The 21,689-nt window shown below is 40.5% G+C and carries 13 protein-coding genes; 5 read left to right on the top strand and 8 right to left on the bottom strand.

Going from position 1 to position 21,689, the window contains the following annotated elements:
* Positions 1-251: 251 nt before the first annotated feature.
* From KDU71_RS10495 to KDU71_RS10480, 4 genes are all read right to left on the bottom strand, one after another.
* Positions 252-1,268 (bottom strand): DUF4097 family beta strand repeat-containing protein, encoded by a 1,017-nt coding sequence (locus KDU71_RS10495; RefSeq protein ID WP_212190582.1) that lies wholly within the window; start codon positions 1,266-1,268, stop codon positions 252-254.
* A 125-nt stretch (positions 1,269-1,393) separates the two neighbouring features.
* Positions 1,394-4,264, bottom strand: a complete 2,871-nt coding sequence (gene gcvP, locus KDU71_RS10490; RefSeq protein WP_212190580.1) for an aminomethyl-transferring glycine dehydrogenase — start codon at positions 4,262-4,264, stop codon at positions 1,394-1,396.
* Between the two features lie 162 nt (positions 4,265-4,426).
* Positions 4,427-5,068, bottom strand: coding sequence for an MBL fold metallo-hydrolase (locus KDU71_RS10485; protein WP_212190578.1), 642 nt, complete (start codon positions 5,066-5,068; stop codon positions 4,427-4,429).
* Positions 5,069-5,098: 30 nt separating this feature from the next.
* A complete protein-coding gene (locus KDU71_RS10480) occupies positions 5,099-5,749 on the bottom strand; it encodes a protein-L-isoaspartate(D-aspartate) O-methyltransferase (protein WP_212190576.1) in 651 nt (216 codons plus the stop codon).
* 180 nt (positions 5,750-5,929) lie between these two features.
* On the opposite strand from KDU71_RS10480, the gene KDU71_RS10475 reads away from it, so the two are divergent.
* Positions 5,930-6,640, top strand: coding sequence for a sugar transferase (locus tag KDU71_RS10475; protein ID WP_212190574.1), 711 nt, complete (start codon positions 5,930-5,932; stop codon positions 6,638-6,640).
* Between the two features lie 43 nt (positions 6,641-6,683).
* Here the strand turns inward: KDU71_RS10475 and KDU71_RS10470 are convergent, their stop codons facing one another.
* The 4 genes from KDU71_RS10470 to KDU71_RS10455 form a co-directional block, all read right to left on the bottom strand.
* Positions 6,684-9,485 (bottom strand): alpha-amylase family glycosyl hydrolase, encoded by a 2,802-nt coding sequence (locus tag KDU71_RS10470; protein WP_244828371.1) that lies wholly within the window; start codon positions 9,483-9,485, stop codon positions 6,684-6,686.
* A 66-nt stretch (positions 9,486-9,551) separates the two neighbouring features.
* Positions 9,552-10,604: a SusE domain-containing protein gene (locus KDU71_RS10465; RefSeq protein ID WP_212190572.1), complete on the bottom strand. Its 1,053-nt coding sequence runs from the start codon at positions 10,602-10,604 to the stop codon at positions 9,552-9,554.
* 25 nt (positions 10,605-10,629) lie between these two features.
* Complete coding sequence (locus tag KDU71_RS10460; protein WP_212190570.1) at positions 10,630-12,261, bottom strand: RagB/SusD family nutrient uptake outer membrane protein; 1,632 nt, start codon at positions 12,259-12,261, stop codon at positions 10,630-10,632.
* Between the two features lie 12 nt (positions 12,262-12,273).
* Positions 12,274-15,270: a SusC/RagA family TonB-linked outer membrane protein gene (locus KDU71_RS10455; RefSeq protein ID WP_212190563.1), complete on the bottom strand. Its 2,997-nt coding sequence runs from the start codon at positions 15,268-15,270 to the stop codon at positions 12,274-12,276.
* Between the two features lie 482 nt (positions 15,271-15,752).
* Here KDU71_RS10455 and KDU71_RS10450 point away from each other — a divergent pair, with 482 nt between their 5' ends.
* The 4 genes from KDU71_RS10450 (at position 15,753) to KDU71_RS10435 (ending at position 21,610) form a co-directional block, all read left to right on the top strand.
* A complete protein-coding gene (locus KDU71_RS10450) occupies positions 15,753-16,781 on the top strand; it encodes a LacI family DNA-binding transcriptional regulator (RefSeq protein WP_212190561.1) in 1,029 nt (342 codons plus the stop codon).
* A 431-nt stretch (positions 16,782-17,212) separates the two neighbouring features.
* Positions 17,213-18,571 (top strand): MFS transporter, encoded by a 1,359-nt coding sequence (locus KDU71_RS10445; protein ID WP_212190559.1) that lies wholly within the window; start codon positions 17,213-17,215, stop codon positions 18,569-18,571.
* Between the two features lie 10 nt (positions 18,572-18,581).
* Positions 18,582-19,235, top strand: coding sequence for a beta-phosphoglucomutase (gene pgmB / locus KDU71_RS10440; protein WP_212190557.1), 654 nt, complete (start codon positions 18,582-18,584; stop codon positions 19,233-19,235).
* Between the two features lie 62 nt (positions 19,236-19,297).
* Positions 19,298-21,610, top strand: a complete 2,313-nt coding sequence (locus tag KDU71_RS10435; RefSeq protein ID WP_212190555.1) for a family 65 glycosyl hydrolase domain-containing protein — start codon at positions 19,298-19,300, stop codon at positions 21,608-21,610.
* Positions 21,611-21,689 lie beyond the last annotated feature (79 nt).

Here is a 21,689-nt window from a genome sequence, read left to right as displayed (position 1 = left end):
AAATCCATAGCAATTAAACTTAAAGAAGATTCTTATTCCTTAAAGCACTGATTCTCAAAGCCCAAATTATGAATAAAAAAGAAGCATTTCAAGAAATAACCTACACTACACCACATACTATCAGTCACTTATCAATCCAATAATAATATTCATCAACAATTATTGCCCGTTTGTCATAAATTCCCCATTCTATTATTTAGCAAAAAAAAGCCCCGCGTTTGCGAGGCTTTGTACTAGCTATTATTTAGTGCTTATTTATTAAAATTCATGGCGCCGGTTGTACTTATTGCCGTAATTACAATCGGTCCTTCTCCCATTTTTAGTTTCTTCTTCTTCGACTTACCATAGGCCACTATGTATGCATGCTCCGACTGACAGGCAAAGGTAAACTGCTCTTGTGGATTGATGAACTTCATCTTGATTTTTCCCTCTGTGGTATTAAACGAAGATGATTCAGTTAGCTTTACCCGGCTGCCTATGATAGAGCCTTTAGTGGCCACAAGGTTAAACACACCAGTTACATCAAACAGGTTTAAGGTTCCCGACACTGATAATGAGCCAATTTTTCCTTCGGCATTTGAAAGCTTCATGGCTCCTGATTTTGTTTTCAGATACACATCACCCTTGACCTCTTTAATGGTTTGGGCGCCATCAGTAGATTCGGTTTTCAATGCGCCATTAATGTTCTCTATGATCATCTCACCACTGCTTGAATATAACGAAACTGCACCTTCTACATTACGGGCGACATGCGCACCTCCTTTGGTGGAAATATTAAGCTGGCCTGTAATATTCTCGGCTTTCACCGAGGCGGAACTGGTCTTAAGCGTGAGGTTTGCTTTAATATTATTAGCCTGTATTTTACCCGATTTTGACTGAGCCAGCACATCTGCACCTGACAATCCTTCAAGTGAAATATAACCCGATGTGGTTTGTACATCCAGCTTTATACCAGCCGGAACGACTAGATTAACAAAACCACTGTGTGAAGTCCAACCGGATGCCGGCTTTTGAACCTCCACCTTCAGAACACCTGCTTCCTCTGAACACATAACAGCGTAGCCTTCCATTTCTTTGGCGGCTTGCAACTCAGCCGTCACTACAAGTTTTGCGCCCTCTTTAATGTCTACCTTACAAAATTCACCAATAACCGATACAGAGGTTATATTATCGAACGACTGATTAACACTGGCTACCTTTGGCATCTCCTGCCCTAATAACGTTATAGGCAGCATTACTAATAACAATAAGCAAATATTCTTCATCATTTATATTTTTATTAACACCCTTTTTACTACGCATACCTCGGCTAAAAGTTTCTGCAGAACAACATAAAAAAGCCTGGTAAATCTTGACGAAATACCAGGCTTTATTAGTATCAATAAACTATTAATTAGTCTTCCATGTAGCTCTCGATTGGCTCACAGGCACAAACCAGGTTACGGTCACCATAGGCATCGTCTACGCGCGCCACATCAATCCAGAATTTATTCTCGCGGATAAATGGTAACGGATAGGCTGCCTTTTCGCGACCATATGAGTGATTCCATTCATCAGCCACTACTTTGTAAGCCGGGTGTGGTGCATTTTTCAGCACGTTATCCTCCTTATCAGCCGTTCCATTCTCCACCTCTTTAATTTCTGCATAAATCGATTTCATAGCAGCTATAAAGCGGTCCAATTCCTGAAGCGACTCACTTTCGGTTGGTTCTACCATCAAGGTACCATATACCGGGAATGATAAGGTTGGTGCGTGGAAACCATAGTCCATCAATCGCTTGGCAATATCAGTTTCGGTAATACCAGACTCTGCTTTAAAATGACGGCACTCCAGAATCATTTCGTGCGCAACACGACCATTTTTACCGGTGTAAAGAATGCCATAATCATCTTTCAGCTGAGATGCCATATAGTTAGCATTCAAAATAGCCATTTTGGTTGATTCCGTTAAGCCTTCACCACCAAGCATTTTGATGTATCCATAGGTAATAGGCAACACACTGGCACTTCCCCAAGGTGCTGCTGCAACAGCTGTAATACCCTTACGTCCATTGTCAACTACCGGATGCTTTGGCAGGAACTCTACCAAGTGCTTGGCTACTCCAATCGGGCCAACACCAGGTCCACCACCACCGTGAGGGATGGCAAATGTTTTATGAAGGTTCAGGTGACATACGTCGGCACCAATGTGTCCGGGGCTGGTCAAACCAACCTGTGCATTCATATTGGCACCATCCATGTATACCTGACCACCGTTATCGTGAATAATCTGACATACTTCGATGATAGACTCTTCAAACACACCATGTGTAGATGGATAAGTCACCATCAGGTTCGACAGATTATCTTTGTGCTCTTCAGCTTTGGCACGCAAGTCATCCACATCAATGTTGCCCTTATCATCGCATTTAACCACCACTACTTTCATGCCGGCCATTACCGCGCTGGCAGGGTTGGTACCGTGTGCCGATGCTGGGATGATAGACACATTACGATGTCCTTCGCCACGGCTTTCGTGGTAAGCCTGAATTACCATCAAACCAGCATATTCGCCAGCAGCACCTGAATTAGGCTGCAAGCTTACATCAGCAAAACCAGTAATTTCTGACAGATCGCTGCGCAGCTCATCCATCATCATGTGGTAACCCAATGCCTGATTAGTTGGGATGAATGGGTGTAGTCCATTAAACTCAATCCAGCTCAATGGGAACATTTCAGTCGATGCATTCAGTTTCATGGTACAAGAACCCAATGAAATCATCGAATGCGTTAATGAAATATCACGACGCTCCAGCTTTTTGATGTAACGCACCATTTCAGCTTCTGAGCGGTATTTTTTAAAAATATCTTGTGTCAGGAACGAGCTTGTACGTGCCAGTTCAGGCTTTACAGCCAAATCTTCACTAAAATCACCAATGACAGGTACATCCTTACCAGCCGCTTTGGCAAATACTTCTACGATCCAGTTCAAGTCAAACAGGTTGGTTGTTTCATCAATACTGATGCCTACCTGACCATCTTCGAAATAGCGGAAGTTCATCTCCAAATCAAGGCTGAAACGCTCAATATCTTCCACTTTCACGCCTTCTGGCAATTCAAAGCGAATAGTATCAAAATAATCAGCATTCAACTGCTTATAGCCCAACTTCTCAACTTCACGTGTGATTTGGAACGCAATTGAATGAATACGCTCAGCAATGCGCTTTATACCTTCCTCGCCATGATACACAGCATAGAACCCTGCCATAGTAGCCAATAAAGCCTGGGCAGTACAGATATTTGATGTTGCTCGCTCACGTTTAATGTGTTGCTCGCGCGTTTGAAGGGCCATACGCAAGGCACGCTTGCCATTCACATCTTTGGTAATACCAATGATACGACCTGGTAACTGACGCTTTAACTCTTCTTTAGTGGCGAAAAAGGCAGCATGCGGTCCACCATACCCCATTGGAATACCAAAGCGCTGAGTAGTACCAAATACAATATCAGCTCCCCATTCTCCCGGAGGCGTCAATAATGCTAAGGACATTAAGTCAGCAGCAACGGCAATACGGCAATCATTGGCATGAACTTTTTCGGTAAGCGCTTTGTAACATTCAACAGTACCGTTGGAGTTAGGATACTGCACCATCACCCCAAATACCTTATCATTACACTCGAATGCATGAATATCACCAAACTGCAGTTCAATACCCAGTGGCTTGGCACGGGTGATAAGTACCTCTTTTGTTTGAGGCCACATATTTTCGTCTGCAAAAAGCACATTCACACCGGCTTTAGCTTGCTTGCGGCTTCTTGAGTTAAAAAGCATAATCATGGCTTCGGCAGCAGCAGTAGCCTCATCCAGTAAAGACGCATTGGCCAACTCCATACCAGTCATCTCAGTTACAACAGTCTGGAAGTTTAATAATGCTTCCAAACGGCCTTGAGAAATCTCCGCCTGGTAAGGTGTATAGGATGTATACCACACCGGATTCTCCAATACATTGCGCTGAATAACGGCTGGCGTAATAACATCGTAATACCCCATACCAATGTAGGTATTGTATACCTTGTTTTGCTGAGCAATGTCGTGTATCTTTCTAAAATACTGACGCTCAGTCAACCCTTTACCAATATTCAATGGTTTTTCCAATCGGATAGAGGACGGTACAGTTTGTTCAATCAGCTCATCCAGGCTTGATGCGCCAACAGTTTTTAGCATGGTGTCTATCTCATGATCCCTAGGACCAATGTGACGAGAGACAAACTTATCGGTTCCCATATGCTTGCGTTTATGTTATCGATTTACTTTTTGGTATAATTTGAAGATTCAAATTGATTAATAAAAACTCGAAAAGACAATGATATTTGCTTGGTTAATAGAAAATAATTATCAATAAAAAAAAGCTCCTTCTCCAATAAAGGGAAAGAGCTTTATGCTTTACTAAGTTAAAAAGGGATTACTGGTTCTTTCGTGCCCTATGGTTGATGCAGGCCCATGACCGGGGTATACCTTCACCTCATCATCCAGCACCAACAGCTTGTTTTTAATATTTGATACCAGCGTTTCGAAATCACCGCCAGGCAAATCTGCCCTGCCGATGCTTTCACGAAACAGCACATCTCCCACAATGGCTATCTTATCCTCTTTGCTGTAAAAAACAATACCTCCAGGTGAATGACCTGGCACATGAATTACCTCCAGTGATGAACTTCCAAAAGTAACTTTATCACCTTCGTTTAAATAGTTGCCGATGGCGGGTGGATTAGCATCTAACTCCATCCCAAAATTAGCTGCATACTCAACCGTTTGTTCACCCCAGAATTCATCATCTTTATGGGCTTCCAGCTTGAGGTTGTATTTGTCAGCAATAAATTTACTACCAAAGACATGGTCGAGGTGCATATGTGTTTGCAGTAATCGCACAGGTTGGTAGCCCTTCTGTTCAATAAAACGGGCTACTGCATCGCGTTCTTCAGCCGATAAACAGCCCGGATCAATAATAACACATTCCTTTGTTTCATCCGACAGAATATAGGTGTTTTCCTGCCAAGGATTAATGGGTATAATATCTACATGTATCATTTAAAATAGTCTTTAGCTCTTATTACAATTTTATTTGCCAACTACTCCATTGAGCATGGGCACAAAAGCACACTCTTCAATTTCCTCTTGCTCAAATTCATCCTCATTGATTCGGATAATGCGCATCAACACCTGCTTTTTGTCACCAAAAGGAATTACCATCATCCCGCCAACTTTTAATTGCATCAGCAGGTTTCTCGGAATTACGGGCGCACCGGCCGTTATTATTATTTTATCGAAAGGCGCCTGAGCCGCTAAGCCTTCGTAACCATCACCTAAATAAAACCGGCCCTGATACCCCAGTTCCCTGAGCAAACGCACAGAGCGCTGATAAAGTTCACCCTGTCGTTCAATAGAAAACAGTTTCACCCCCATTTCGATTAATACGGCTGCTTGGTAGCCTGAACCAGTGCCAACTTCCAATATCTTTTCGCCAGCCTTGACTTCTAATAGCTGTGATTGCAATGCTACGGTGTAAGGCTGAGAAATTGTTTGCCCTGCTCCAATAGGAAAGGCCTTATCCTGATAGGCAAATTTTATAAAACTGCTTTCGAGAAACAGATGTCTTGGCACCCGGCCAATAGCCTCTAAAACTCGTTCATCGGTAATTCTCTTGCGGCGCAACTCCTCAACCAGTCTTGTTCGCATGCCTATATGTCGGAATGAATCTTTACGCATCATGGCGCCAAAAATAATGCATTTATTCGGATTCTACTTCTATATACATAAAGAGGCTTTTTACATTATAAAATTTGATACTCCTCAAAAAAAATGCAACCCGATTGACTAAAACTGGTAAAATCAAATGGTACTATAATAAAACAAAAATGCCAACGTTATTATAGGCAGAACAATTTGGGAATGTTGAAAGACAGGGAGAGTATAATGCAAATTGCACCAGGATACACATATAGTTACGAGCGAGAGCTGGATCGACAAATTCTTGAGCACCGAAGCTCAGGGTTAGTACCTGTACCAGTTTGGAATAAAACAAAATACGCCATCAAGCGAAGCAGTGATGTGACCATGTCACTCATAGGTCTTTTGGCCATATCACCTTTTATACCAATAATCTATTGGAAAATAAAGAACGAATCGCCAGGGCCGTTTATTTATAAGCAGGAACGTGTTGGCGAAAATGGACAGACCTTCCAAATACTTAAGTTCAGAACAATGTATGATGATGCCGAAAAAAACGGACCTGCCTTGTCCTCAGCTACAGATGAAAGAGTTACACCATTTGGTCGTTTTCTTCGTAAATGGCGCATTGACGAACTTCCTCAATTCATAAACGTTATTAAAGGAGAAATGTCGGTTATCGGCCCACGACCAGAGCGACAACACTATATTAATCAACTAATTAAAGACGAGCCAGCTTTTGTAGAGTTACTTAAAACGAAGCCTGGCATCACTTCACTGGGTCAGGTGCTGTTTGGTTATGCCGAGAATAAAACTGAAATGCTGCAGCGTCTTAAGCTAGAGTTATTTTATATGAGAAAATACTCATTACGGCTCGATATAAGGATTTTCTTTTATACCCTGCGAACACTTATGAAAGCAGAAGGAAAATAATAAAAATGGCCTTTAGATATCGTCTTAAGGCCATTTCTGTATTTTATTGCTTCACCAATTTTCTGACTTCGGTTTTTCCTTTACTTCTAATTCGCAATAGGTAGTGCCCCTTGGGCAAATCGCTCCAGCTAAGTGTTGCGGCCCCTCTGTTTAGGTGCCCCTTCTTCACCAGAACTCCTGTTAAACTGAATAACTCGTATTCAGCCTCAGACTCATCAATCTTAATAGAAACATTATCCTTAAACGGATTTGGCGACACGCCCAGCGTCAGACTATTCAAATCATCCCCAATGGAAGTGGGTTGTTCAAAGCCACTGAGCTTCTTTTGGCTATAAATCACATATTCGCCCGGCTGAAGGTACACCTGCATTTGTGTATCTGTCACATCAATACTATCACGCACAAATACATTGTACCACTTTCCTTTTGTACTGAAATTAGGTGTCACACTCGCTGCTTCAACACCAAAATTGGCCGCAATACGCACATCGCTGCCACTGCTATTTAGCTCAATGCGCTTTGTTGCTCCGGCCACATCCATCACAAATTCGTTGGTTGCAAAAACAGGCTCGTTCTTTTTGTACTCAATCATCTTTTGGTACACTTTAAACAAGCGCATACGTTCTTCGCTGTCTTGATATTCCCATTTGGGAGGCTTGGCAGCCAATCTGCAGTCATTGCTGATTGTTCCGTCGGTACAGCGATTGATACTTAATTCAAAGCCTAACTCACCAAACTGCCATATCATCTTTGGGCCAGGAATGGCCATAAGCATGACTGCAGCGGCCTCGGTACGCTTTAATGCTGTTGCCAGTTCTGTTACATCATAGTCACCACTGCTATTACCATACTCTAAATTTTTATACATGATGCGCTCTTCATCATGGCTTTCCATATAGTTAACTATACCTGGTCTGCCCCATCCTCTTTTTTGATAAGATGTCCATGATAAATCAGAAGGGTACCCCATTGTAGCTTCATTAAAATCATGATTGGCATTGCCCCATAACAGAATACCATTGCCATGGTTAGACAGCTCCTTCTCTTCACTATTCTCTGAGAGATGCTCAAATATTATAATTGCATCTTCCTTCTTTGACCAGATTACAGAAGCCATTCGCTTAAGAATCCCTATTCGGGAGGCATCATATGCACTAGCCCAGTCTCCAACCGGATATGAGGTATTGGTAAAACCTTTGGTAAAATCAAAACGGAAACCATCAATCTTGTACTCTTCCATCCAATATGAACAAATGCTGTCAACCAATTGCTGCGTATGCACGCTTTCGTGATTGAAATCGTAGCCCCATTGAGCTGCCGGTTCAGCCATGTTATGCTCAGTATTATACCAAGGATTATTTAAGGGCTTGCCATTATCTCCCAGATACATCCTTGCAAAAGGCGATTGCCCGTAGGAATGGTTCAACACCATATCCATAATAACAGCAATACCAGCCTTATGGCACTCATCGATCAAGATTTTGTAATCCTCCACCGTGCCATAGGCTTTATCGGTAGCAAAATAAAACGATGGATTGTACCCCCAGCTATCATTGCCTTCAAACTCATTAAACGGCATCAGTTCAATGGCATTAACCCCTAATCTCTTAAGGTAAGAAAGCGTATCGGTTATGGTCTTAATATCTTTGTTATCGGTAAAGTCGCGAATCAACACTTCATAAACCACAAGTTCTTCGGGCGATGGGGCTACAAAATTATTTACCTCCCAGATAAAAGTCTGATCGGCTGTTGTAAACACACTCACTATCTCATCTGTTTTTCCTTCGGGATAGGCTTTTAGGTTGGGATAGATATCCTCTGGAATGTATTTATCATTCCACGGATCAAGTATTTTATTGGCATAAGGATCAGCCACTTTCAAATCGCTACCAATCCAAAACTGATAAGCGTACTCCCGTGTATCAACCAAGTCACTAATTGTTAACCAGAAATAATCACCATCTTTCTTCATCATGGCCGCATTAGAAGGCTCCCAATTATTAAAGTCACCCATCAGATACACATATTCTTTATTAGGGGCAAATAAAACAACTGTTGCAGTATTGGCATCAATTACATTAACGCCTCGTTTCAATCCTACAGGTAAAGGCTCGTTCACCACCTCTCCCTTTACAAAGAATTTGGTGGTAGCGCTTATCAAACTTGTAGCATCACTGGCTATCGCCTCCAAAACATACTGATCCAGCGTTACATTGGTGATGTCATATACCAGTTCCTGACCGGTGGTGCTGGCAACCAATTCACCATTAACCCTTAACTGCAGCTGATCATTTAATAAGGCATTGACCTGCACCTGCACGGTTGAGCCACTTTCATGAATACTGTTATTAACAGGACTGGTTATAGAGACAGACAGTTCTTCATCCGACACATCCACAAAAATATCTTTGTTTCCTGTATCTTTGCCTTCTTTAGAGTTATCAGCACTGCGAAACACAAATGCCATCTGCTTGATGACTTCAGAGGCTGTAACGCCATAGTAATCTCTAATGTTAGGAGTAATCTCAAGCGTATACACATTGGTCGAAACGCGCGTCATCTTGTATTTGGCACTGTTATCACCCCATGTGGGTGCGTATTTCCAGTCGCTGCCACTGGTGCTCTCGCTGGTGATAACACCGGTATGGGCATATACATCGCCCGTGTAATCCATGAGTCCCTGGTTACCTTTATCAGCATAAAAAGTGATGGTAACCGATTTTGATTCTACGGGAATCGCAGGTACAGAGGTAACCACCTGTGCCTTTAGCCCAATGGAAACAAGGAACATAAAGAGCAAAAAGATGCCCCTGCTAATTAGTTTAGTTAGGTAATTATCTCTCATATACATGTGTTTTAAAAAAAAGCCGCCACAGTGGGCGGCTTTTTAATCCAAATATTATAAAGTGTTCTATTCAACTATTTCAAACGTGTACGTCATGTTGTTCAAATCGAATGTCACATGGTATTTACCAGGCGTATCGCATGATATGTTATCACCTGAACCTACAAGATTACCATTAGAATCCCCAGTAAGGTCACCGCCCCATGAACTATTCTTTCTGAATTTCCAACCGCCTGCTACGAAATCAGCAGTTGCTTCCCAGTACATGCGCTGGCCATTGTAGTGCATGATAACATCATCAGCATCACCCCAGCCACCAATGGCTTCACCAATTATTCCCCAATAATCAGTTTTAGTTAATGTTATTGTATTCGCATCCAGATCTACTCTAAACATGTATGTTCCTGGGGTTACTTTGAAGTTATCTCCACCGCCAACAGTTCCAGTATAATTGTCACCATCTGCAGTTAATGTTCCACCCCAATTTACATCCCAGCTAGGACCTTCAGTTAATTTAAATTCACCATTATTCTCAGCTGTTTCAGTAATTCTTATGATTCCCTCATAAACATTGTCGAAATTATACGAATACAACCTACCATTTTCGGCACCTGGACTCCAACCTTGATATGCTCCAGGAACATAAATCATTGGGTAATCAATTATTGTTTCATATGGAGTAGTTGTATACTCTTTAAAAGCAGATGATATATCTTCTACATTCTCATTAATCTTGGCCAAAACACGCAAATAAACTTGTGTTTCAACACCAGGATCCAATTCTAAAGCAATTAATGCATTATTAACACCACTAACTTTAATATCAACACTGGTTTCGCTAGTTTCAGCCAAAGTAGTTACAACATCAAAAACATTTGTTGTAGAAAGTTCAACTACATAATCAACCTGAACACTTACACCAGGATCTGTAGCTGACCACTCGAATGTAATTAATTCATCGGCATCATCTTTTGTAAATACTAATCCATCAGCACCTGGCAAACTAATATTTGACTCAGTTGCTAACTCAGGATTGTATGTTAATTTATCATCTTCTGAACAAGACGAAAACAACACGGCTCCCAGTAATATAACAGCTATATATTGAAATATTTTCATTTGTCTAAAATTTATAGGTTAACGATTAATAACCTGGGTTCTGATTAAGATTTGGATTTGCAGTAATATCTGTAAATGGAATAGGCATTAGATTATACTTATCATCCACATCTTTCCCCTGCAAAGCATCACCTTTTAGAGGCCAGTTATAACCTTTTGTAAACTTACCAAAGCGAACAAGATCTGAACGGCGGTGACACTCCCAATATAACTCACGAGCTCTCTCATCAAGAATCCAATCTAGATCAATAGTTCCTGGTAAAGTTGTTTCTGCTCTATCAGCAATCTCTTGCAAAAATGCCCTACTTGCACCTGAAACAGCTCCATCTAATCTTAGGTCAACCTCAGCAGCCATTAAATAAGCATCGGCCAAACGGAAAACAGGAATGTTAATATCAGTCCAGTCTGATTTACCTTCGTTAGAACCATAACCACCACTTCTTGTTCTGTTTTTATACTTAACAACCGCATAGCCGTGAGTAAATTGATCTTGTTGCTCAATTTCTAACTGCTGGCCAGTTGTAAACCAAAGTGCTCGGTTATCATCAACACTAAACTTATTTACCAGGGCCTTTGTAGTGCGATTACCGCCCCAACCATTAGCCATACCATAATCATTTGGCTTCATTTCATCACCACCGATAGAAGCAGCAACTACATATGTCATACCGCCATATGTTCTGGTATCATCACCATTAGAGTTAATTGAATAAATAATTTCATTATCAGCTTTATAATTATCAGCTAAGAATAGGTATTCATATGGAGAATACACAGCATCTGCAACAGCATCTGCATCAGTAATCAGGCTATATCCTGCTGACGTTACTTTATTGATGTAGGTACGAGCTTTTGTATAATATGCATTGTCTAATTCTCCTCTGTAAATATTATGATTCAAATACAACTTTGCTAATACCATCCATGCTGCTGCTTTATTAGCCTGGCCACCATAAGTTTGGCCAACATCAGCTAATACCTGTGATTTATCTTCACCTTCTCCAACTATGGCTAACAATTCACTTTCGATGTAATCGAACAATTCAGGTCCACGTGGGTTTTCACCAGCAGGCAAAGGTAAAACAGAACCAATGGCACTATTCTCAGTTACAAATGGAACACCATTTCCAAATAAATCCAAAGCGTGCCAGTATGATAAGGCTCTTAAGAAACGAGCTTCTGCCATATACTGTGGTAAGTTAGAATACTCAGGTTTTCCTAATCTGTTTGCCTGACGAATAAACTCGTTAGCTAAAGAAACCTGGTAAATAGCTCTGTAGTAAAATTGACGGATGAATCCATTGTTTGCTCCCCAGTCTACCTGACTTACATCTGGCAAGTCACCATCAGCCCATCCATTTACAGCTTCATCGGTTGGTAATTCTTGACAAACGAAATAACCTCTCCAATATTGGCTGTGACCTTCATCAAAACCAACTAAATCTGGATCACCTGCAGGTCCTTGTTGGCCTGAAACTGCAAAACCAGCATAAATCTTAGCCAACACTTGAGCAAATGCCTCCTCAGAATCCAAAACTTTATCTGCTGTTGCCAAGTTTGGATCAATCGGCGTAACATCTAAATCACTTGTACATGCACCTAAACCAACAATAACAGCAAGTGCAAATGCAATTTTATTTAATACTTTTATCTTCATGACTTCTTCAAATTAAAATGTAACATTTACACCAAGTAAAAATGTTCTTGGACGTGGGTAAATATTATTGTCAATACCTCCACTTACCTCAGGATCAATACCTTCATAGTCTGTAATAACAAATACGTTATTAACCGAAGTGTAAACTCTCATCTTCATATTGTTGTTCAACAAATCAGACATATCATATCCAAGGGTGATATTGTCCATTCTGAAGAAAGAGGCATTCTGAACATAGTAATCACTTAAATACTGAGCAGTGTTAAAACCTGTATTAAATACATCTTTATTCAAATTATTCAAGTACTCACCACTAATTTGCATTCTGTTATAGAATCCACCATCAGAGGCCATGTTATTATAAACATATTGACCTAAGTTAGCGCGTCCTGCCATGCTGAAATCCCAGTTTTTGTAATTGAAGTTAGTATTCAAACCAAGCATCACTTTAGGAGCTGATTGCTTATAAACTCTCAAATCACTTTCATTGAATTGTCCGTCTCCATTAACGTCTTCATATAAACCTTCAATGGGCATACCATTAGTGTCATATATTTGCTTATAAACAAAGAATGAATTAGCTGGCTGTCCAACTTGGTGAATTTGAACCATATTACCAGTACCACCTGAAATACCACCTGTTTGAACACCCAGGTAGTTAGGATCTTCAACCCTTGTTAATTTTGTAATCTCATTTTCATTATAAGCAACATTGGCTCCAATACTCCAAGAGTAATCGCTTCCTTCCAAGGCAATTGCATTAACAGACAATTCAAAACCTTTATTCTCCAACGAACCAACATTTGTTACAAGTTCATTAGTTAAGTTAGCACCTGCAGGAACAGGAATCTGGTTCAAAAGATCCTTTGTTTCACGTAAGTAAACATCTAAGGTACCGCTAATGCGATTATTTAAGAATCCATAGTCTAAACCAACATTATAAGTGGTTGTTTCCTCCCATTTCAAATTCTCATCATATCCGTTAGGGCGAATTGTAGTTAATGGCACACGATCATATGAACCAGTCACATTATTGTAATAAACATACTGAGCTGTTGGCTGTCCTGATTTATAAGTTCCAAAATAACCATAGTCAGAACCAATATTTTGCTGACCAGTTACACCATAACCCAATTTCATTTTCAAGGTAGAAAGCACGTCACTTGCTTCCAAGAAAGACTCTTCTTTCATATTCCATGCTAAAGCAACAGATGGGAAAAGACCCCAACGATTATCTTCTGAGAAACGTGACGATCCATCATTTCTTAAAGTAAATGTTAAGTAGTATTTATCGGATAACACATAATTTAATCTACCGAAGAATGATACTAGGTAGTTCTCATTACGGGTCAAATTTTCTGGATCTCTCACGAAATCGTCATCTTCGTTTGGTAAGTTGAACCAACTACCTGATGTATTTTCAGTCCAGAAATGTTGCCATGAATAACCACCCATCACGTCAAAACGAGAATCAATAGCATCTAGGTTTTTTGTATACTGCAAATAGAAATCAAGTAATTTGTTTTCCTTCTTTAACTTATACTTTTCATAAGAACCTCCACGTAAATATGCATCAGTATCCCATGCAGCACCAGCCATAACTTCTTTTGGATCATCCTGTGATTCCAGCATATCCATCCCGATATTCAGATTGGCGCGAAGCTCTGGTAAGAAGTGGAATTTATAATCGAATTGAGCATTTCCAATGAAACGATTCACTTTCGACTTATCAACTCGTTGGTCTATTAGCGCTCTTGGATTATCAGGGGCATTACCATTAGGAGTTCCATCTCCCCGGGTCCATGTAAAGTAACCACCATAAGGCTCATACATATCACCTGTTATCATTTGTGTTGGATCCATAGAAATTGCGGCTCCAACAGCTCCGGTATTTGAAAAGTTGTTGTTAACAAACATTCCTTTGGCAGAAAGATTTACTCTTAAGTGATCATCAAAAAATGTTGGATTAACATTAATTGACGCTGTTGTTCTTTCCATACTTGACTCATCAAGGATACCATTTGCAAGGTTGTATCCAACAGAAGCGCGATATGGCATTTTATCAGCAATCATACCTGACATTGCAAGGTTATGATCAGTACTTACGGCAGTTCTATAAACTTCTTTTTGCCAATCAGTATTTGCATCTCCCATTAAACCAACATTATCAGGGAATTTATCTGTAAGAACCTCTCTATATTGATTAGCACTTAATATGTCTAACTCATTCGCTTTAGTTGCCACAGATACATTACCTGCATAATCTATCTTCATTCCAGCTCCACTACCTTTTTTAGTAGTAATTAAGATTACTCCATTAGATGCTCGTGAACCATAAATGGCGGTAGCTGATGCATCCTTTAACACTGTAAATGTCTCAATATCATTTGGATTAACAACATTAAGCGGATTGCGCATACCTCCTACGTCACCCCCATCAAGAGGCACTCCATCTATAATAATTAGAGGATCATTAGATGCTGTAAGTGAAGAACCACCTCGAATTCTAATAGTCGCACCCTCTCCAGGCGCACCACCACCATCAGTAATCTGCACACCAGCTACTTTACCATTAATTAACTGTTGTGGAGAGGCTATCGCTCCCTGATTAAAATCATCAGCATTAACGGTCTGGATAGATCCTGTTAAATCTTTCTTTTTTGTAGTACCATACCCAATAACAACAACCTCTTCCATGCCAATTACATCTTCTTCCAAGGCAATATTAATGGTTGTATTGGTAGCAACAACTTCTTGTGATTTATAGCCAATAAATGAGAAAACCAGCGTTTGCCCATTTTCAACGCTTAACGTATAATTTCCATCAGGCGTAGTAATCGTACCTGTTGTGGTACCTTTAACTGCAACTGTTACGCCAGGTAATGGCATCCCATCAGCTGCGTCTGTTACCGTTCCTGACACTGTCATTTGCTGGGCATATAGCGCTGAAAAGCTAAAAAGTGCCACAACAATAAACAGTAACTTAAAAAGATTTGACTGTCTTTTCATAAAAACTAGATTTTCATGTGTTGATAAAAAATTTAATTTATCATGTTAGCCCCCTTACAATTGGGGTGGTTTAGACCACTAATCAAAATTATACCAATTTAAACGTGGTGCTATACCGAATTAAACATCCGTTATCCGTTTTAAAGGATTTTTATTTGTGGATTAATTGAGAAGATGATTCTGTTAATACCTTTAAAACAATGCTTAATTTAACCACTAAGACCGCTACAAACATATGCAATTTTGAAGATTCTGTAAACATTTATTAACACACAAATACACAATTTTGCAGATAATTCGTCGCAACCGTTTGCGGTGTCGTTTGCGGTGTCGTTTGCGGTAAAACAACCTGCTGTAGAACATGTTTTATTTTTTTCAGAATTATGATCCGTCAACTCATTTTTCGGCAAACTATGAGAGGTATTGATGTTTTTGCTATCTTTAATTTTTATCAGTCTAACAACAGTTCCATAGCTATAAAAATGAAATCCCAACCAATCACGATTAAAGATATTGCCAGAATACTTGGTATCTCACCATCTACTGTTTCAAGAGCACTGAAGGACCACCCCGACATTAGCCCGAAAACCAAACAGTTGGTACAAACATTTGCCGAAAAAGTAAACTATCGTCCCAATGCATTGGCGTTAAGCTTGAGGAGTAGTAAAACCAATACCATCGGCATTGTAATACCGGAGATTGTTCACCATTTCTTTTCTACAGTTATTAGTGGTATTGAAGATGTAGCATATGGAAGAGGTTATAATGCCATCATTTGCCAAACGAATGAAAATTACCAGCGAGAGGTAATTGACCTGCAGGCACTTGTAGACAATAGAGTTGATGGCATTTTAATATCGATGAGTAAGAACACTCATGAGTTTGCCCACTTTGAAAACCTGAAAGAAAATGGTGTTCCAGTGGTGTTTTTCGACCGAATATGCGAACAAATTAGCTCCGACAGAGTGATTGCAGATGACTTTGAAGGTGCCAGAATTGCCACACGTCATTTGATAGATAAAGGCTGTAAAAAAATTATGCACCTGGCAGCACCGCAACATTTATTAATAGGTAAGAACCGTAAAGAGGGATATTGCAGTGCTCTAAAAGAGCATAAACTCAGCTGTGACGATCGCCTAATTGTGAAGTGTGACACCCGTGAAACTGTATTTGCCAGGGCCGATGATATTATACGCTTAGCACCTGAAGTTGATGGTATATTTGCCGTTAACGACAGTACAGCCATTGCTGCTATGCAAGTTCTTCAGCGCAACGGCTACAGCATCCCCAAAGACATTGCAGTTGTGGGCTTTGGCGACGGCCCCAATGCCAATATAGCTTATCCACCGCTCACAACCGTTGAGCAAAAAGGCTATGATATAGGTCAAGCCGCTATGCGCCTATTAATAGGCCATATTGAAAACAATGTGGAAGAGGAAGAATATGAGACGAAAATATTTACGCCTGAACTGGTAGAACGCGCCTCATCGCAACTAGGCACTGAATACTAAACACTACCCTTTACTTTAACAGACAGCTACATTAATGGCCATTGTTAACCATGCAGTCAATGGGCTGTTGGCTGTAAAGTAACATCTACCGAAAACGTTTGCAAAAAAATCGGTTTGTTAATTTTCAGCCTATCTCTAAATAATGCAAGGTGTTTCGCAAACGTTTGCAATCAGTAATAGCACTGATTTATTTGAAGATAGCCTAAAACACCGCAACAAATAAAGCTGGCATAAATATTAAGTTTATCTTAAATTTGTATTGGATTTAATTGATAAGAGACTTTCCTGTTAATGCCTTTCAATAATGCTTATACCTTTATAAGTCATTAAGGTATTATTGTACCTCATCTAAGACTATGAATATCATTTTGCCTGCAGTTGGTTTACTAACTGTCATCAATTGGTATTCCTGTAACTAAAAACAAGTAATTATGAAACAATTACCAAAGTTATCCTTTTGGCAAATTTGGAACTTAAGCTTTGGCTTTTTAGGCGTACAATTTGGGTTTGCACTACAAAATGCAAATGCTAGTCGTATTTTAACCAGTTTAGGCGCCGACCCACATAACCTGTCGTTTTTTTGGTTGGTTGCTCCCATTATGGGTTTAATCGTTCAACCGGTTGTAGGTGCAGCCAGCGATAAAACATGGACAAGGCTCGGTCGTCGTTCACCTTATATTTTAGCTGGTGCCATTGTTTCAATGATTGCGATGTTTTTTATGCCCAATGCGCCATTGGTAATAAAAGCCGGCGGGGCTGGTGTTTTGTTTTTCGGAGTAGCAATGCTGGCATTAATGGATGGTTCATTTAATGTGACATTTCAACCATTCAGAGCTCTGGTAGCAGATATGACCCCGGAAGAACAGCGAAACATTGGTTATTCAGTCCAGAGCTTCCTGATAAATACAGGAGCTGTTATTGGATCAGCATTACCTTTTATACTAACATCCATAGGTATCGAAAATGAACCTGAGGCTGGAAAAGTAGCCCCATCGGTTATCTGGTCATTCTACATTGGCGGATCATTATTACTGATAAGCGTTTTGGTAACAGTATTTAAAACAAAAGAGTACCCTCCGGAGGAGTTTGAGGCATACAAAAATATTACTGAAGAAGATAAAGCCCAGAAAGAAAGCTTCTGGAAGCTTTTAATCAACATGCCTAAAACAATGCAACAATTGTCAATTGTACAATTGTTTTCATGGTTTCCGCTTTTCCTGCTGTGGGTATATTCTACCACTGCCATTTCACAACACTACTTTGGCGTACCAATAGATTTTAATGCCGAAACAGAAACAAATGAAGCCACACTAAAAGCTTTTAATGAAGCTGGTAACTGGGTAGGTATTTGTTTTGCGGTGTATAGTGCTGTGGCTGCTCTCTTTTCAATTGCTATGCCTTGGTTTATTAAACTAACCAGTCGCAAAACAGTTTATGCCGGCTCATTGCTACTCGGTGGCTTAGGATATATTTCAACCTATTTCTTTAATGATCAGTACATGCTATTGATATCAATGGTTGGAATCGGAATTGCCTGGGCAGGTATTTTAGCAATGCCATATGCCATTCTTTCAGGCTCACTTCCTGCCAAACGCATGGGTATTTACATGGGACTGTTTAACCTGACAGTTGTTGTCCCTCAAATTTTGAGTGGCGTTATTGGTGGTCCCATCTTACGAATGTTCTTTGGAGGTCAGGGCATATACATCCTGATTATGGCCGGTGTAATTATGATTTTAGGTGCCTTCATGGTATCATTTGTAAAATCAGAAACAGAAACAACAGAATAAAACAAATTGGATGAGACAAATAAAAGCATGTTTGTTTGATTTAGATGGAGTGATTGTTGATACGGCAAAGTATCACTATATCGCATGGAAAGAACTGGCAAGCAACTTAGGCTTCGAGTTCACGGAGGAAGATAATGAGCGTCTGAAAGGGGTAAGTCGGATGACTTCGCTTAACATACTGCTGGAGATAGGCGGAATAACCCTGAGCGATGAAGAGAAGCACCGCCTGGCTGAAAAGAAAAATGAAAACTACAGAACATTCATTTTAAAAATGCAGCCCGATGAAATTTTAGATGGTGCGAAAGAATTTTTACAAGAGTTAAAAGCTAAAGGCATTAAGATTGCTTTAGGGTCTGCCAGCAAAAATGCTATGACCATCCTGGAACGATTAGAACTAACCGAATTGTTTGAAGCCATTATTGACGGCACTAAAGTAACTGAGGCAAAACCCAATCCTGAGGTGTTCCTGAAGGGGGCCGAAGCATTAAATGTTGATCCATCGGAATGTGTGGTATTTGAAGATGCTGAAGCTGGCGTTGAAGCAGCTTTAGCCGGTAATATGAAATGTGTGGGCATTGGGTCACCAGTTGTATTAGGCAAAGCTAACCTGGTAATTGATGGCTTGCATCAAATGACCTATGAGAAATTAATGGAACTAAACTAGAATTACGGTTTTGATGAAAAGTGGCGCTAGTCACCAACTTAAAATCTTAAAACCAAATTACAATGAAGGAGTATTTAAAACACGATGAGTGGTGCATCATAGAAGAAGGCTTTAACCCCGAAAACCACCAGTCTTCTGAAAGTATTTTCAGCCTGGGTAATGGTAAAATGGGACATAGAGCCAATTTTGAGGAAACCTATTCAGGTCCATCCTTGCAGGGAAGTTATGTAGCGGGTATTTATTATCCAGACAAAACCCGTGTTGGATGGTGGAAAAATGGTTATCCTGAATATTTTGCGAAGGTATTAAACAGTCCAAACTGGATTGGTATTGACGTGCAAATTGATGGCCATTACCTGGACCTATACACTTGCAAAACAGATAATTTCAAACGTACTCTTAACATGAAAGAGGGTTATCTGCTGCGTGAGTTTACTGCCACCATGGATGATGGTAAAAAAATACAGATATCGGCTAAGCGCTTTGTAAGTATGGCTGACACTGAGAATGGTGCTATCCGCTATTCGGTTACTCCGCTTAACTTCGATGGTAAAATTGCTTTCACGGCCTACCTGGATGGTGATGTGGAGAACGAAGATTCCAATTACGATGAGAAGTTCTGGAATATTATTGAAATGGAAGCACACGCCGGCGAAGCATACCTGGTAACTGAAACAAAGAAGATTGGTTTCAGAGCCGGTTTTGGCATGAAGATCGTCGCAAAAATTGGTGATTCTGAGCTTAAAACAACACCCGAAGTTCTTAAAAAGGAGGCTTGGGTAGCTAACCGCATCGAGCGAACCGTAAAAGAAGGCGAATGCTTCTCAATTGATAAGATTGTTGGGGTTACAAGTTCGCTAAACTACGACAAAGCAGCTGTGTTAGAAGCCACTAAGAAAGTTACCGCGTCAGGTTTTCAAAAAGGATTTGAGGCCTTATTAAAGGATCATATAAAGGTTTGGGCCGACAAATGGGTACTAAGCGACATTCGCATCAAAGGCGATATAGCTGCCCAGCAAGGCATTCGCTTTAATATCTTCCACCTCAACCAAACATACACCGGCGAGGACGAGCGTTTGAATGTAGGTCCTAAAGGTTTTACCGGCGAAAAATACGGTGGCTCAACTTACTGGGATACTGAAGCATACTGTGTGCCGTTCTTTATTGCAACAGCCCCTTCAGAGGTGACGCGCAACCTGCTCATCTATCGATACAAACACCTTGACAGAGCCATTGAAAATGCCGAAAAACTAGGCTTTAAAAATGGAGCTGCCCTCTACCCAATGGTAACCATCAATGGTGAAGAATGTCATAACGAGTGGGAGATTACCTTTGAAGAGATACACCGAAATGGTGCCATTGCATTTGCTATCCACAACTACATACGCCACACTAATGATGAGGCTTATCTGAGCGAATATGGCCTGGAAGTATTATTAGGCATTTCGCGTTTTTGGAGTCAGAGAATCACCTTCTCTGAAGAACGCCAAAAGTATGTAATGCTGGGGGTTACCGGACCAAACGAATACGAAAACAACATCAATAACAACTGGTATACCAACAAAATGGCTGTATGGTGCTTAAAATACACTATTGAAGCTTTGACCAAGGTGAAGGCCATGAATGAGGCACGTTATAACGAAATAATCGCTAAAACGTCGTTCAGCTACGAAGGTGAAGTACCACGATGGGAAGATATAGTTGCCAAAATGCATTTCCCATATAACGAAAAGCTGCAGGTATTTATGCAGCAGGATGGCTATATGGACAAAGAGCAGATATTGGTTGACCAGCTAAATCCGGCCGAACGCCCTATCAACCAATACTGGTCGTGGGATCGTATCCTACGCAGCTGTTACATTAAGCAGGCCGATACACTGCAAGGCATCTATGTATTCGAAGAAGAGTTTGATATGGAAACCATCAAACGCAATTTCGAATTCTACGAACCTCGCACAGTGCACGAATCGTCTCTTTCACCTTGTGTACACTCGGTGTTAGCAGCTAAAATTGGTGATTACGACAAGGCCTACGAAATGTATCTGCGCACATCGCGATTGGATATTGATGACTACAATCATGAGGCACACGAAGGCCTTCATATCACAAGTATGGCAGGTACATGGATGTCGATTGTTGAAGGATTTGGCGGAAAGCGCGTTCACGACGGTGAGCTCTTCCTAAATCCTATTATACCTAAACAATGGCAAGAGTATTCATTCCGCATTGCGTTTATGGGCAATGATATGGAAGTAATTGTTAATAGCCAGGAAGTAACCATTCTGTCACATGCTAAAAATCAGATTGAACTGAAAGTATATGACCAGAAAGTAAGCGTTGAACCAGGGCAATCAACAACCGTTCAGACAAAATAATTTTGCTGATTATATAATGTCGAAGAGGAGCCGTTTTAAGGCTCCTTTTTGCATTTAAGCTGCTTCTTCTTGCAATAGT

The sequence above is a fragment of the Carboxylicivirga sediminis genome, from assembly GCF_018156225.1.
In the GTDB taxonomy this organism is placed as follows: Bacteria; Bacteroidota; Bacteroidia; order Bacteroidales; family Marinilabiliaceae; genus Carboxylicivirga; species Carboxylicivirga sediminis.
The sequence above is the reverse complement of the archived record's forward strand: the minus strand, read 5'-3'. Positions and strand labels throughout refer to the sequence as shown.

Bases quoted from the DNA above. Each gene is read 5' to 3' on its own strand.
- KDU71_RS10495 (WP_212190582.1), bottom strand. From the start codon at position 1,268: ATGATGAAGAATATTTGCTTATTGTTATTAGTAATGCTGCCTATAACG.
- gcvP (WP_212190580.1), bottom strand. From the start codon at position 4,264: ATGGGAACCGATAAGTTTGTCTCTCGTCACATTGGTCCTAGGGATCAT.
- KDU71_RS10485 (WP_212190578.1), bottom strand. From the start codon at position 5,068: ATGATACATGTAGATATTATACCCATTAATCCTTGGCAGGAAAACACC.
- KDU71_RS10480 (WP_212190576.1), bottom strand. From the start codon at position 5,749: ATGATGCGTAAAGATTCATTCCGACATATAGGCATGCGAACAAGACTG.
- KDU71_RS10475 (WP_212190574.1), top strand. From the start codon at position 5,930: ATGTTGAAAGACAGGGAGAGTATAATGCAAATTGCACCAGGATACACA.
- KDU71_RS10470 (WP_244828371.1), bottom strand. From the start codon at position 9,485: ATGAGAGATAATTACCTAACTAAACTAATTAGCAGGGGCATCTTTTTG.
- KDU71_RS10465 (WP_212190572.1), bottom strand. From the start codon at position 10,604: ATGAAAATATTTCAATATATAGCTGTTATATTACTGGGAGCCGTGTTG.
- KDU71_RS10460 (WP_212190570.1), bottom strand. From the start codon at position 12,261: ATGAAGATAAAAGTATTAAATAAAATTGCATTTGCACTTGCTGTTATT.
- KDU71_RS10455 (WP_212190563.1), bottom strand. From the start codon at position 15,270: ATGAAAAGACAGTCAAATCTTTTTAAGTTACTGTTTATTGTTGTGGCA.
- KDU71_RS10450 (WP_212190561.1), top strand. From the start codon at position 15,753: ATGAAATCCCAACCAATCACGATTAAAGATATTGCCAGAATACTTGGT.
- KDU71_RS10445 (WP_212190559.1), top strand. From the start codon at position 17,213: ATGAAACAATTACCAAAGTTATCCTTTTGGCAAATTTGGAACTTAAGC.
- pgmB (WP_212190557.1), top strand. From the start codon at position 18,582: ATGAGACAAATAAAAGCATGTTTGTTTGATTTAGATGGAGTGATTGTT.
- KDU71_RS10435 (WP_212190555.1), top strand. From the start codon at position 19,298: ATGAAGGAGTATTTAAAACACGATGAGTGGTGCATCATAGAAGAAGGC.